The 13,737-nt window shown below is 71.8% G+C and carries 12 protein-coding genes; 3 read left to right on the forward strand and 9 right to left on the reverse strand.

The annotated features are described in order from the left end of the window. The first annotated feature begins 29 nt into the window (after positions 1-29). Entirely contained in the window at positions 30-1,211 is a 1,182-nt protein-coding gene (locus tag ACZ4WH_RS10570; RefSeq protein ID WP_468178743.1) for a sialidase family protein, read from the forward strand. Positions 1,212-1,307: 96 nt separating this feature from the next. Here the strand turns inward: ACZ4WH_RS10570 and ACZ4WH_RS10575 are convergent, their stop codons facing one another. The 9 genes from ACZ4WH_RS10575 to ACZ4WH_RS10615 form a co-directional block, all read right to left on the reverse strand. Beyond that, the gene (locus tag ACZ4WH_RS10575; protein ID WP_468178745.1) at positions 1,308-2,246 is read right to left on the reverse strand and encodes a dihydrodipicolinate synthase family protein; all 939 of its coding nucleotides are present in this window, start codon (positions 2,244-2,246) and stop codon (positions 1,308-1,310) included. Further along, on the reverse strand, positions 2,247-3,251 hold the full coding sequence (locus ACZ4WH_RS10580; RefSeq protein ID WP_468178747.1) for an oligopeptide/dipeptide ABC transporter ATP-binding protein: 1,005 nt from the start codon (positions 3,249-3,251) through the stop codon (positions 2,247-2,249). After that, positions 3,248-5,227, reverse strand: a complete 1,980-nt coding sequence (locus ACZ4WH_RS10585; protein WP_468178749.1) for a dipeptide/oligopeptide/nickel ABC transporter permease/ATP-binding protein — start codon at positions 5,225-5,227, stop codon at positions 3,248-3,250. The genes ACZ4WH_RS10580 and ACZ4WH_RS10585 overlap by 4 nt, the downstream gene beginning before the upstream one ends. Continuing rightward, positions 5,227-6,183 carry an ABC transporter permease gene (locus ACZ4WH_RS10590; RefSeq protein WP_468178751.1) on the reverse strand — a complete coding sequence of 319 codons (957 nt, stop codon included), beginning with the start codon at positions 6,181-6,183 and terminating at the stop codon, positions 5,227-5,229. Before ACZ4WH_RS10590 ends, ACZ4WH_RS10585 begins: the two co-directional genes overlap by 1 nt. A 4-nt stretch (positions 6,184-6,187) precedes the next feature. Next, positions 6,188-7,825, reverse strand: coding sequence for an ABC transporter substrate-binding protein (locus ACZ4WH_RS10595; protein ID WP_468178753.1), 1,638 nt, complete (start codon positions 7,823-7,825; stop codon positions 6,188-6,190). A 246-nt stretch (positions 7,826-8,071) separates the two neighbouring features. Next, positions 8,072-9,226: an LLM class flavin-dependent oxidoreductase gene (locus tag ACZ4WH_RS10600; protein WP_468178755.1), complete on the reverse strand. Its 1,155-nt coding sequence runs from the start codon at positions 9,224-9,226 to the stop codon at positions 8,072-8,074. A gap of 146 nt (positions 9,227-9,372) precedes the next feature. After that, positions 9,373-9,972, reverse strand: coding sequence for an ATP/GTP-binding protein (locus ACZ4WH_RS10605; protein ID WP_468178757.1), 600 nt, complete (start codon positions 9,970-9,972; stop codon positions 9,373-9,375). A gap of 44 nt (positions 9,973-10,016) precedes the next feature. Next, complete coding sequence (locus ACZ4WH_RS10610) at positions 10,017-10,721, reverse strand: AAA family ATPase (RefSeq protein ID WP_468178759.1); 705 nt, start codon at positions 10,719-10,721, stop codon at positions 10,017-10,019. A gap of 262 nt (positions 10,722-10,983) precedes the next feature. Beyond that, on the reverse strand, positions 10,984-12,015 hold the full coding sequence (locus ACZ4WH_RS10615) for a ScbA/BarX family gamma-butyrolactone biosynthesis protein (protein WP_468178761.1): 1,032 nt from the start codon (positions 12,013-12,015) through the stop codon (positions 10,984-10,986). Positions 12,016-12,146: 131 nt separating this feature from the next. On the opposite strand from ACZ4WH_RS10615, the gene ACZ4WH_RS10620 reads away from it, so the two are divergent. Together ACZ4WH_RS10620 and ACZ4WH_RS10625 are read left to right on the forward strand one after the other, a co-directional pair. Beyond that, positions 12,147-12,788 carry a ScbR family autoregulator-binding transcription factor gene (locus ACZ4WH_RS10620; RefSeq protein WP_468178763.1) on the forward strand — a complete coding sequence of 214 codons (642 nt, stop codon included), beginning with the start codon at positions 12,147-12,149 and terminating at the stop codon, positions 12,786-12,788. Further along, on the forward strand, positions 12,785-13,705 hold the full coding sequence (locus ACZ4WH_RS10625) for an NAD(P)H-binding protein (RefSeq protein WP_468178765.1): 921 nt from the start codon (positions 12,785-12,787) through the stop codon (positions 13,703-13,705). Before ACZ4WH_RS10620 ends, ACZ4WH_RS10625 begins: the two co-directional genes overlap by 4 nt. The last annotated feature ends 32 nt before the right edge of the window (positions 13,706-13,737 follow it).

Raw genomic sequence — 13,737 nt, forward strand, 5'->3', positions numbered from 1 at the left:
GCCCCGGTGTTCGCGGGGAGCATCAGGGCGTGACCCCGCGCAGCCGCTCCCTCATCACCGTCCTGGCGCTCCTCACCTCGCTCACCGCCGGCCTGCCCGCCCACGCGGCACCCGCCGGCTGCGGCTCCTCCGTGCCGTACGTCTCCGGGCAGGGCGGGTACGCCGTCTACCGCGTCCCGGCCGTGGTGCAAACCCGGCACGGCACCGTCCTGGCCTTCGCCGAGGGCCGGCGCGACGGCGCGGGAGACACCGGGGACATCGACGTCGTCCTGCGCCGCTCCACCGACGGCGGCTGCACCTGGGGCCCGCTGACCGTGGTGGCCGCCGGGCGGGGGCACACCCGGGGCAACCCGGCGCCCGTGGTCGACCCGCGCACCGGCGCGATCGTCCTCGTCACCTGCGCCAACAGCGGGAGGGTGACGGAGGCGCAGATCATGCGCGGCGAGGTCACCCCGGCACAGGGCCGCCGGGTCTTCGTGCAGCTCGGCTGGGACGACGGCCGCCGCTTCACCGCCCCCCGGGACATCACCGCCCAGGTGACCCGGCCCGGCTGGCGCTGGTACGCCACCGGCCCCGGCCACGCCGTCGCCCTCACCCACGGCCCCCATGCCGGCCGCCTGCTGATCCCCGCCAACCACTCCGCGGCTCCGCCCGCCGGCTCCCGGGACACCGGCCGGGAGGCCAAGTACTACGGCGGACACGCCCTCCACAGCGACGACTTCGGCCACACCTGGCACCTGGGGTTCGTGGACGCGGGCTACGACGGCGTGACCAACGCCAACGAGACCAGCGCCGCGCAACTCCCCGACGGCCGCGTCTACTTCAGCTCCCGCGACCAGAACGGCACCGCCCCCGGCAACCGCCTCGACACCTACTCCGGCGACGGCGGCCGCACCCTGGACCGCCCCTACACCGTCCAGCCCGCCCTGAACGCCGTCCCGGTGGTCCAGGGCAGCGTGCTCCAGCCGCGCGGCCCCGGCGCGCCCCTGCTGTTCTCCGCGCCCTCCGTGCCGACCGCCCGCCGCGCCCTGGCCCTCTGGGCGAGCACGGACGCCGGCCGCGCCTTCCGCAGGCTGCTCACCCTCTCGGACCGCCGGGCCGCCTACTCCGACCTGGTCCAGCTCGCCCCCGACACGATCGGCGTCCTCTACGAGACCGGCGACCGGAGCCCGTACGAGTCCCTGGAGTTCCGCAGAATCCGCCTGTCCTGACGGACGCGGGCCGGTCGGTGACGAGGACCCCGGCCAGGCTGTCGCCGGGGCCGGCGGGTGCGCGGCCGAGCAGGATGGCGAGACCCACGGAACCGCCTAGCCGTCGAGGCCGAGCAGGCCCGCCGCCGCCAGCAGCTTGCCGATCTGTTCGACCTCCGCTCCGGACAGCGGGACCTGCGGCTCGGCGGTCACCGGGCAGTCGATGATCCCGCGCAGATGCAGCGCCGCCTTGAACGCGCCCAGCGCCGCCGAGCTGCCGCCCATCCGCGCGGGGTCCCCGACGCCGGTGATCCCGAACAGCGCGCACAGCCGCTCCTGTTCGACCCGCGCCCCCTCCCCGTCGCCCGCCCGGCACTGGCGGTAGAGGCGCACGTAGCCGTGCGGGTCGACGTTGGCCAGGCCCGGCACGGCCCCGTCGGCGCCCAGCGCCAGCGCCGCGTCGGTGATCAGCTCCGAGCCGGTCAGCACGCTGAACCCGGGCAGGGCGCGGGCACCCGTGACCACCTCCCGGAAGGCCGCCAGATCCCCGCTGGAGTCCTTGAGCCCGGCCAGTACGCCGTCCCCCGCGAGCCCCAGCACCACGTCGGCGGGGAGCTTGGTGTGCACGGCGACGGGGATGTCGTAGGCGATCACCGGGACCGGGCTGGCGGCGGCGATCCGGCGGTAGTGGTGGACGATCTCCGACGGGTGGGTGCGGGCGTAGAAGGGCGCGGTGACGACGACGGCCCGCGCGCCGGCCGAGGTGACCGCCGCGACATGGTCCAGGACGCGCGGGGTGGTCATGTCGATGGCCCCGGCGAGGACGGGCAGCTGACCGCCCACATGCGCGGTCACGGCCGCCACCACCCGCTCGCGCTGCGCGTCCGTCAGGAAGGCCGCCTCCGACGTCGAGCCCAGCAGGAACAGCCCGTGCACCCCGGCCTCCACCAGGAAGTCCACCAGGCGCAGCAGCGAGGGCACGTCCACCTCGCATTCCGGCGTCAGGGGCGTGCAGACGGGCGGGACGACACCGGTGAGCGGGGTGGGAAGGGTCATTCACGGCTCCTGGCGCGCTAGGTCTCGGGTCGGCTGGTCCTCCTGAACAGGATGGTGGCACCGGTAGCGGTGTCCGGGCCGTGACGCGGCCGAGAAGTCCGGCATCGACTCGGCGCAGACCTCGTCGGCCTTCCAGCAGCGGGTGCGGAACGGGCAGCCGCTCGGCGGGCGGGTCGCCGAGGGCACCGGCCCGGTCAGCGGGATCGGGTCGATGGGCTCCAGCAGGCCGGGCGTGGCCGAGAACAGGGCGCGGGTGTACGGGTGCCGGGCCGCGTCGGTGACCCGGCCGGCCGGGGTCTCCTCCACGATCCGGCCGAGGTACATGGTGATCACCCGGTCGCTCATCCGCCGTACCGTCTGGATGTCGTGCGAGACGAACACCAGGGCGAGACCGAGGCGTTCCTTCAGGTCCAGCAGCAGGTTCAGGATCTGCGCGCGGACCGAGACGTCCAGGGCGCTGGTCGGTTCGTCGGCGACGACCAGGGCCGGGTCCAGGGCGAGCGCGCGGGCGATCGCGACGCGCTGCCGCTGCCCGCCGGAGAGCTGTCCGGGCAGGGCGTCGGCGAGCGACTGAGGCAGGCCGACCAGGGCCATCAACTCCCGCACCCGCTCCTCCCGTTCGGCCCGCGTGCCGCGCTGGTGGACGTCCAGCGGGTCGCGCAGGACACGGCGGACCGTCAGCCGGCGGTTCAGCGCGGTCGACGGGTCCTGGAAGATCATGCCGGTGCCCGCGCCGACCGTGGTCCGGCGCTCGGCGGCCGGCATCGTCCACAGGTCCCGGCCCCGGAACGTCACCGTCCCGGACACCGGCCGCTGGATGCCCACCAGCACCTTCGCCAGCGTCGACTTCCCGCACCCCGACTCGCCGACCACGCCGACCGTCTCACCGGGTGCCACGGAGAGACCGGCGCCGGTCAGGGCGTACACCCGGTCCCGCCGGAACAGGCCGCCGCTGCGCGCCTTGTGGACGACATGCGCGTCCCGCACCTCCACGACAGCGGTCACTGCAAGGCCTCCTCGCTCTCCGCCGATGTCAGCTCCACCGCCGGGTGGTGGCAGGCGGCCGTGTGGGTGGGGGTGCCCGCGAGGACCGGGGCGGTGGTGTGGCACACCTCGGTGGCGAGCGGGCAGCGGTCGGCGAACCGGCAGCCCGCCGGGAAGTCGGCCGGGGCCGGTACGACCCCCTTGATCTGGGTCATGCGTTCCTCGGCCGACTCCAGCGAGAGCACGCTGCCGAGCAGCCCGCGCGTGTAGTGGTGGGCCGGTGCCGCCACCAGGTCGGCGGTCACCCCGGTCTCCACGATCTGCCCGCCGTACATCACCACGACCCGGTCGGTGATGTCGGCGATCAGCGCGAGATCGTGCGAGACCAGGATCAGCGCGAAGCCCAGCTCCGCCCGCAGCCGGAGCAGCAGCTCCATGACCTGGGCCTGCACGGTGACGTCCAGGGCGGTGGTCGGCTCGTCGGCGACGATCAGCTTCGGGTCGCGGGAGAGGGCCATGGCGATGAGCACGCGCTGGCGCTGCCCGCCGGACAGCTCGTGCGGATAGCTGCGCAGGGTGCGGTCGGGGTCCAGGCCGACCAGCTCCATCAGCTCGCGCGGACCGCGCCTGCCCCCGCGCCGGACGAGCTGCCCCAGCTGGGCCCGGATGGTCATGGCCGGGTTCAGGGAGGACAGGGCGTCCTGGTAGACCATGGCCATCTCATGGCCGAGCAGCCGCCGCCGCACCCGCGTCGGCTCGGCCAGCAGGTCCCGCTGCCGGAACCGCACCTGGCCGCCGACCCGGGCGCCCTTCGGCTGGAGCCCCATGACGGTCAGCGCGGTCAGCGACTTCCCGCAGCCCGACTCGCCCACCAGTCCGAGGACTTCACCGGGATACACCTCGAAGCTGACCCCGGCCACGATGTCCACGCCCCGGTGCCGGTCCGGGAAGCCGATGGCGAGGTGCTCCACGGCGAGCACCGGCTGCCCGCTGTGATCCGGCAGCGGCCGGGCCCGGGAGCGCAGCCGCCGGGCGGCCTCGGCGAGACCGGGCAGCGGCAGCACCTCGCCGGTGCCGGGTTCCGGGGTCTCCAGCCGGTCCGCCGGCGCCGGAACCTCGCGGGGCGCGGGCGCCGCCCACGCGTCCGAGACGCCCTCGGAGAGGATGTTCAGCGCCAGCACGGTGAGCAGGATCAGCAGCCCGGGGAACACGGTCGCCCACCAGCCGCCGGTCAGCACCATGTTCTTGCCGTCGGCGATGACACTGCCCCAGGACGGGTCCGGGGGCCGGACGCCCGCACCGATGAAGGACAGCGAGGCCTCGAACACGATGGCCTCGGCGACCTGGACCGTGCAGAACACCAGCACGGGCGCGGCGCAGTTGACGGCCACGTGCCGCAGCACGATGTGCGGGGTGCGGGCGCCGATGACCCGCTCGGCGGTGACGTAGTCCTCGCCGTACTGGTCCAGCACGTTGGCCCGTACGACCCGGGCCACGGGCGGGGTGAAGAGGAAGGCGATGGCGCAGATCAGTACGCCGATGCCGCCGCCGAACACGGCCACCAGCACGGCGGCGAGCGCGATGCCCGGCAACGCCATCACCACGTCCAGGCAGCGCATCAGCGTCTCGTCGACCGCCTTGCGGGAGGTGGCGGCCAGCGCCCCGACGACGGCGCCGACGACGAGCGCGAGCCCGGTCGCGCCCAGCCCGATGGCGAGGGACCAGCGGGCGCCGTACATCAGCCGGCTGAGGATGTCCCGGCCCAGGCTGTCCTGCCCCATCCAGTGCGCGGCCGACGGCGCCCCGGTCCCGCCGGCCGGGTCCTGCTGGTCGAGCGGATCGTGCGGGGCGAGCACGGGGGCGAGTACGGCGACGAGGAGGACGACGGCCAGGAAGCAGACGGCGGCCCGGGACAGCGGCGGCAGCCGGCGCCGGCCGCGCAGCCGGACGCCGCCCGGCCGGGAGAGCCGCTTGCCGAGGTTCGCGCGCGTGACCATCAGGCCGCCCTCAAGCGTGGGTTGACCAGCAGATACAGGATGTCGATGACGAGGTTGACGACGACGAACCCGGTGGCGGTGGTCAGCACGACCCCCTGCACGACGGCCGGATCGCCGTTCTGCACGGCGTCGATCATCAGCTTCCCCATGCCGGGCAGCGAGAAGATCGTCTCGATGACGACGGCACCGCCGAGGAGATAACCGACCCGCAGCCCGAGCACGGTGAGGGGATTGACGAGCGCGTTGCGCAGCACGTTCCGGCCGACGACGACCCGGGGCGGCAGCCCGTTCCCGATCGCCGTCCGGACGTAGTCCCTGTCCAGCTCCTCCACCACGGAGGTCCTCACGATCCGGGTCAGCTGCGCGGCGACCGGCAGGGACAGCGCGAACGCGGGCAGGGCCATGGTCCTCAGCCAGCCGGTGACGGAGTCGGCGGGGTTGATGTAGCCGCCGGTCGGGAACCAGCCCCGGTCCACGGCCAGGTACTGGATCATCAGCAGCGCCAGCCAGAAGCCGGGCGCCGCCACCCCGACCAGCGAGACCACCCGGATGACCTGGTCCGGCAGCCGGTCCCGGTACACCGCCGCCGTCACCCCGCCCGCCAGCGCCAGCACGACCGCGAGGGTGAGACCGAGGAAGGTCAGCTGGAGGGTGAGCGGCAGCGCGGTGGTGACCTGGTCGACCACGGGCGCGCGGGTGAGGGCGCTGGTGCCGAGGTCGCCGTGGAGCAGGTCGCCGACGAAGTGGACGTACCGCAGGGGCAGTGGGTCCAGCAGCCCGTTGCGCTCCCGGAAGTCGTGCAGCTGCCCGGGGGTCGGGTTGGCGCCCTGGAAGAACGCGGACGCCGGGTCGACGTCCGAGAACCGCATCACCAGGAAGACGAACAGCACGATGCCGAGGAGCAGCGGCACGAGCAGGGCGACCCGGCGGAGGAGAATCCGTACGACGGCCGTCATGCCGTCAGATCCACTTGGCCTGGAGCAGGTTGATCCCCGGGTACGGCTGGGCCCTTATCCCGCTCAGTTCGCGCGGGTCCCATGCGGTCATCAGCTCGTTGTGGACGACCGGGTAGAGCACGGCCTGTTCGGCGACGACATCGATGTAGTCCTGGATCATCGCCTTCTTCTTCGCGGGATCGGGCTCCCGGGTCGCCCGGTCCATGTCCTTGAAGAGCCGCTGGGCGACGGGGTGGCCGGCCCACCGCGTGTACCGCATCCACAGGTTCTCGGGGCCGTAGTTGTAGTGCATGATCAGGTCGGCGTCGAGCCCGAACTGGTTCGGGTTGGAGGCCGCCGCGACCACCTGGTAGTCCTGCTTCTGGTCCATCTTCGTGAAGACGGCCGTGGTCTCCTGCGGCGCCAGGGTGGTCCGCACGCCGATCGCGTCCCAGGAGGACTTGATGGTCGGCAGACAGTCCACGATCCAACTGACGTTGACGGCGAGGATGTTCACCTCGAGGTCGGTGACCCCGGCGGCCTTCAGCAGGGCCTTCGCCTTGCCGGGGTCGTAGTCGTAGACGGTCTTGGCCCGGCGGTAGCCGGGATTGCCCTCGTCGAGGAACGAGGACGCGGGCCTGCCGTGGCCCTTCAGCGCGACCTGCACCATCTTCTCGGTGTCGATGGCGTGGTGCAGCGCCTGGCGGACGCGGACGTCGTCGAAGGGCTCGTGCCGGGTGTTGAACATCAGGAAGAGGTTGTTCATCCCGGCCCCGCCGGCCACCTTCAGCCCGCCCTGCTCCAGCCGCGGGATGTTGGCGTAGGGGATGTTGTCGGCGATCTGCGCGCCGGCGCCGGTCCCGGAGATCTTCGCGACGCGCGGTGCCGCGTCCACGATGGTCAGCCAGTTCATCTTCCGGAAGGCGGGCTTGCGCGGGCCGTTGTAGGCGGCGAACGCCTCGAAGGTGGTGTTCGACTTCGGGTGGTGCGCGGTCTGCCGGTACGGCCCCGAGCCCACGGCCAGCCCCTTGATCGCGTCGTCCCAGGCACCGGGCCGGGAGAAGACGTGCTGGGGCATGATCTTGGCGAGGGTGAGCCGGGAGAGACCGTCGGGGAAGGGGAACTTGAGGACGAGCTCGACCGTCCGGGAGTCGACTTCGCGTACGTGGTCCAGCCAGGAGGCGAAGAATCCCTTGGCGAGCGTCTGGGTGCCCGGATCGAGAATCCGGTCGAAGACGAACACGACGTCGCCGGCGGTGACGGGCTTGCCGTCGTGGAAGGTGGCACCGGAGCGGAGCGTGAACCGCCAGGTGGTGGCGGACGGGTCGCCGGGGATCGCGGTGGCCAGCGCCGGATACGGCTCCCGGGTGATCGGGTCCGTGTCCAGCAGCCCCTCGTAGATGTGGTTGTTGGCGGCCATCGCGAACGCCGACGCGGTCTGTGTCGGGTCCCAGCTGCCGTCGTTGCCGTAGCCGATCACGGCGGTCAGCGTCCGGTCCTTGCCGCTGCCACCGCCTCCGGTGTCGTTCGTGGACTCCGGCCCGGCGGAACAGGCGGCCAGGGCGGGCGACAGAGCGGCGGTCGCGCCGAGCGCGCCCGAGTACTTCAGGAACTGCCGGCGGCGAGGTGCCGGTACGTCGGGGTTCACGTCGTCGTCGCGCACGGGTCCTCCAGCGGGTGGATGGGGGAGGGATGGGAGGTGGGATACGACGTCCTACGTCCTACGTCCGGTCGGTAGCGCGACCATAGGAGGGCCCCAGGGGGTGGTCAAGACGGCACACACGAATGGCCCAGCCGCCAAAGGTCGCACCACTGGATGGTCCGCGCCGGGGCGGTACGACGCAGCAGACCGACAGCGCCCGTCCGGGATCGCTGTCGGTCTGGGGTGGGTGGGGGAGCGGCTCGGTGGTCAGACCGTCCGCGTCTCGCGGGCCTCTCGTGCGCGGCGGGCCTCGGTGTGGGGGAAGATGTGGCGGTTGTCGACGCTCCACTGGACGGACTCGTCACCGCGTGCGGTGGAGCCGGAGAAGCGCGGGGCCACCTGTTCGGCCAGCAGCGCGTAGCTGCGCTTCGTCTTCTCGAAGGACGCCCAGTTCATGGCGTAGACGAGGAACGTGCCGAAGCCGCCCGTCTGCTCCTGGAGCCGCTCGATCGCGGCGACGGCGTCCTCGGGGGAGCCGACGATCGCCAGACCCTGCTCGACCCCCGCCTCCAGCTCCTGCGAGGACTTCACGCCCTCCATGCTCGCGGCGACGTCGAAGCCGGCGGCCTTGCCCCAGTAGCCCCACAGCCACTCGGAGAAGCCCTGCCGCACGTCCTGGTAGGCCTGCTCGCGCGTCTCGGCGATGTACAGCGGTACGACGACCCGCCAGGTCGCCCGGTCCATCGTGTTGCCGTGCTCCTCGGCGGACTCCTCGGCGTAGCGCCACTGCTGCGCCAGGTCCACGGCCGGCAGCCCGGGCGGCGGGGCGCCCCAGGACACCAGGCTCAGCCCGAACTGCCCCGCCACCCTGGGGCTGTTGGGGGTGCCGATGCTGGAGATCGCCATCTCGATGCCCGGCTTGCTGTAGCGGGGCAGCTGCATCTTGGCGTCCTGGAGGACGAACCAGTCGGTCTTGGCGCTCACCCGCTCCTCGCCGTTGACCAGCTCCTGGACGGCGGGGATCGCCTCGCTCGCCATGCGCTTCAGGTCGTCCTGCGCCACCCCGAACTGGTGCGAGTCGTTCGGGGTGGCGCCGGGGCCGACGCCGAGGATGTAGCGGCCCCGGGTGAGGTGGTCGAGCATCAGGGCACGGGTGGCGACGTTGTACGGGTGGTGGAAGGGCAGCGGGACCACGCCGTTGGCCAGCTTGATCTGCCGGGTCCGCTCGGCGGCCGCGGCGATGATGGTCTCCGGGGCACCGATCGTCGGCCAGGCCAGGGAGTGGTGCTCGCCGAACCAGCACTCGTCGTAGTTCAGCTCGTCCAGGTGCTCGACGAGCTGGAGGTCACGCCGAATGGTCAGGTGGGGGTCCTGACCCGGGGCGTGGAGGGGGGAAAGGAACACTCCGATTCCGCTGTGCACGGTGCTCTCCTTGCCGTGAACGGGGCAGCCAAAGGGGCTGGAGGGGGCTGGAGGGGGGAATGGGGGCGTCGCCCGGAGGTGGACGGAGGTGGACGACGCCGGCGGGTGGGCCTGCTACCGGTCGGGCCTGCTACCGGTCGGGTCCGCTACGCGGTCTGCGGCAGGCCGGCGATCTTCAGGACCTGCTCGATCCGCTCCTCGAGACTTCCCGTGACGATGTGCAGCGGGATGTCGAGCGTCTTGACGATCTCCAGCATCAGCTCGTCGGACAGGGTGCGGAAGCGCTCGCTGATCGGGTCGACGCCCTCCGGCAGCGGGAACTCCACCGGGCAGTGGATGATGACGTCGTAGTTCGCCGTGGCGTGCTCCTTGCCCAGCAGGGCGAGCTGGTCCACGACCTCCTCGTAGGGGCCGGTCGAGGCGTGCACGTCGGCGAGGGTGACGGACGGCTCCGGGTAACGGCCCACGGCGAGCCGCACCTTGCTGTACACCCACTCGTGGAGCACCGAGCCGTCCGAGAGGAAACCGTCCTGGAGCCGGGCCTCGTCGACCGCGCGCTCCGTGAAGCGGCGCACCGCGAGCTGGATCAGCTCGGGTTCGTTGGTCTCCTCCAGCGCCTTGGGCGTGCCGCCGGCCGGGTCGCGCATGGCGCTGCCGTGGACCCGCTCCAGACCGAGCCGCTCGGACAGTTCGGTGGTGAGGGTCGTCTTGCCGTTTCCGTAGGCGCCGACGAATGCGATTCTCATGTGGTCTCTCTCCTTCTTCTGCGATGCGCTTCTACGCGGGGCGGTCACGCGGCGACGTCGGCCAGCCGCTCCAGCTCGTTACGGGTGTCGATCTTGGAGTACTCGTCCTCGGCCCGGTCGATGGCCTCTTCGATGCTCATGACGGGCTTGAACCCGAAGATGTCCACGATCTTGGCCAGCCGCTCCGGAATGGTTCCGCCGACCACGTGCACCGGAATTTCCAGCTCCTCCAGCGTCTTCAGCAGGAGTTCCTCCGCGAGCTGCCGGAAGCGCTCGTTCACCGGGCGGTGGCCGTCCTCGACAATGGGGAATTCGATCGGCAGGTGCACGAACGCGTCGTACGACTGCTTGGTGTGCTGCTTCGCCGGAATGGCGATCTGCTTCATCACCTCGGCGTAGAACCGGACCTCGTCGGTCATCTCGACGTTGTCCAGGTCCACGGACTCGTTCGGGTTGATGCCGACCTTGACGCGCACGGTCGCGTAGGACCACTCGTGCAGGGCGGACCCGTCCGAGATGAATCCGTTCGGCAGGTGGCTCTCGGCGACCGCCCGGCCCTGGATCCGCCGCGTGATCAGCATGATCAGCTCCGCGCCGTTGCACTCCTCCAGGGTCTTGCCGGGGAGCGATATGGGGAGCAGTTCCCGCATGGTGGGGGCGGAGGTGCGCGGAATGCCGGTGAGGTGCGCGAGCGCCATGCTGGTGAGCGTCTTGCCGACGGAATAGGTACCGGAAATGGACAGATTCATCTCTGTCTCCTCGTGGGAATTCGGGTCGGGCTGAGCGGGACACGAGAATCATGGCAACAGCCGCCGGAGTTACCCAGACTCCACATTCAACAGCGTCGGGGAGCCCATCACCGCAAACACGATTGCTGTCACCAACAAGCAGCTGAGCCGCCCTGTGGTCCGGATCGGGCCCGGAAAAACCGGATCGGGCCCGGAAAAAGGGCAAGCCGCGGTGGCGTGGAGCCACCGCGGCTTTCCGGGTGTGGGTGTGCTGTGCCTGGGTTCAGCCGGCGACCGTTCCGGTCCGCCGGCCGTGGGAGAGCGGTGCCTGGTCCGGGACGATGCTGGTGATCAGCGTGGTGAAGGCTGTCTGCCCGTCCTGGACGCCGCTGATACGCCGGCGCTGGCGGCCGGGCTCGTCCGTCCCGGTGTCGTCCGTGACGATGGCGCACGGCAGGTCGAACTCGACGTAGCGGTGGAAGACGGTGTCGAGTTCCACCGGGACGGCCGGCCGTGGGGCCGCGTCGGCGTGGGCGGCCTGGATCGCGGCCTCCAGCAGGACCATGCCGGGTATGTGGTCGTGGGGGTGGTCGAAGAGGATGCGGTGACTGGTGTCGCTGCGCAGCGCCCACCGGCGCGGTGTGCCGCCCGGCCCGGCGGAGGTGTCCGGCCCGGCGGAGGTGTCCGGCCCGGCGGAGGTGTCCGGGGCGAGCGTCACGTCGCGTGCGTCGGTACGGCCCACCAGTGCGGGCTCGACGGCGGGCCCCGGTGGCAGGGCGCGGGCGAAGGCCGCCTTGGCGTCGGCGCGAGCGCCGCGCAGTCTGTCGTACAGGGCGGGTGGATAGGCGGTGTAGCCGATCTGGGCGGTGCCCAGTGGCAGTCCGTTCCGAGTGGCCCGCACCCGGGCGGTGAGCCGGCACACGCCCGACTTGCGCCGGACGACGTCGTCGTGCGTGATCGTCAGCTGGACGACGGACGGGTCCGGGCCGGTGGCCAGGGCCTCGGGCGAGGCCGTGCAGGTCAGCCTCTCCCAGCCCATGCGATAGCCCCGGGGCACGCCGAGTCCGAGATGGCTCGCCACGGCCAGGGCCTGGCGGACGCTCTCGATGAAGAACGGCAGGCCGTGCCGGTGCGGGGTGGTGGTGTAGAAGGGGTGGTGCGCGGGCCATTCGACGGTCACCGCGTGGGTGCGATCGGTCACCGGGTGCCAGTCGGCGACCAGTACTTCGGTGAGGTCGACCTTGCCTGCGTACTGCTTGACGTCGGAGGCGGAGAAGCGGGACGAAACGATTCTCTGCCTGGTGAGCGTAGCCATCGGAGTCCCCCGAACAAGGTGTCGGCGCGAGGTTGCGCAAAGGTGGGTGACAGCGTGGTGCCGGCCGGAGCCACGTCGTAAGATAGAGATAGTTCTTTTTTTTGTCGAGGGTGACTTCGGAGGGCTGGTCGATGGCTGAACTCACGGGCAAGCGGGAGGTCAAGCAGGAGCGTGCGGTGCGCACCCGCGCGCTCGTCGCGCGTGCCGCCGCCGAAGTGTTCGCGGAGAGCGGCTTCGCCGGCGCGAGCGTCACCAAGATCACGCAGCGCGCCGGCCTGACGCTCGGGGCGATGTACTTCCACTTCGAGAACAAGGAGGCCCTGGCCCGGGAGATCGTGCGCAGCCAGCCGGACCGTGTGACGCCGCCGCACGAGTCCCGGGGCCTCCAGCATGCGATCGACATCACCTTGACATGGGCTCACAGGCTCCTTGACGATCCCTTCCTGCTGGCCGGCGCTCGACTCGTCATGGAGCAGGACCTGTTCATCGGTCCCGAGGAGAACTCGCACCAGCAGTGGACCGAGGTGATGGCGCAGGACCTGGCCCTCGCCCAGAAGGAGCGTGAGGTTCGCGCCAACGTCGACGTGAACGCGGTGGCACGCCTGATCGTCAACGCGTGCACCGGCGCACAGATGCATGCCCACCTGGAGAGCGGTCGTCGGGACCTGCCCCAGCGAGTGACGGAGATGTGGAACGTGCTGCTGCCCACCATCGCCACCCCGAGCGCGCTGAACCGCATGCGACTCGACGAGTCGCGCGGGAAGTCCGCGTGACGGCGCCGGGTACGCCCGCCCCGTCCCGCACCGACGAACCCGCCACCGGGACCTCCGGCCCGAGAATCGTCGTCACCGGTGCCACCGGAGCCGTCGGGCGCCATGTGGCGCGGCTCCTGGGGGAGCGCGGAACGGTGGGGCACCGCCTGTTGGTACGGGACCCGGGCAGGGCCTCGACACTCAGGCTGCCCGGCCCGGCCGTCCAGGGTGACTACACGGACCCGGAGTCGCTGCGCCGCGCGCTCGACGGCGCCGACGCCGTCTTCGTGGTCACGGCGAACCCGCTGCGGCCCGAGGACGACGAGAACGTCCTGGCCGCCGCCCGCGCCGGCGGAGTACGGCACGCCGTGAAACTGTCCTGGTGCGGCGTCGCCGACCCGGGCGCCGACGACCTGGTCGCCCGCTGGAACCGGCGGAGCGAGGAGCTGCTGCGCGACAGCGGAATGTCCTGGACCGTGCTGCGCATCCGCACGCCGATGTCCAACGCGCTCGCCTGGGCGCCGTCCCTCCGCGACCGGGGCGTCGTACGGGCCTTCGGCGGCGCGGCCCGCACGGCCTGTGTCGACCCACGGGACGTCGCCGCGGCGGCGGTGGCCGCGCTGACGGAGCCTCAGCACGCGGGCCGCACCTACGCGTTGGCGGGACCGGAAGCGCTCTCGCCGCGCGAGCAGACCGGTGTCCTCGCCGAAGTCCTCGGCAGGCGCCTGGTGTTCGAGGAGATCACGGAGGAAGAGGCCCGGGCCGGCTGGAGCCGCCGGTACGGGGAGCGGATCGCCGAGGCCCTGGTGTCCGGCGCACGGCGGCGAGCCGGGGGAGCGGCCGCCGCCTGTGACGACGGCACGCTGGCGCGGCTGCTCGGAAGGCGACCGCGGACCTTCGGGGAATGGGCCACCGATCACGTCCGGGAGTTCATCTGACTCGGGCATGACAGGGAGGGGCCGGTTCGGCG

The organism is Streptomyces sp. NPDC029138 (genome assembly GCF_055564375.1).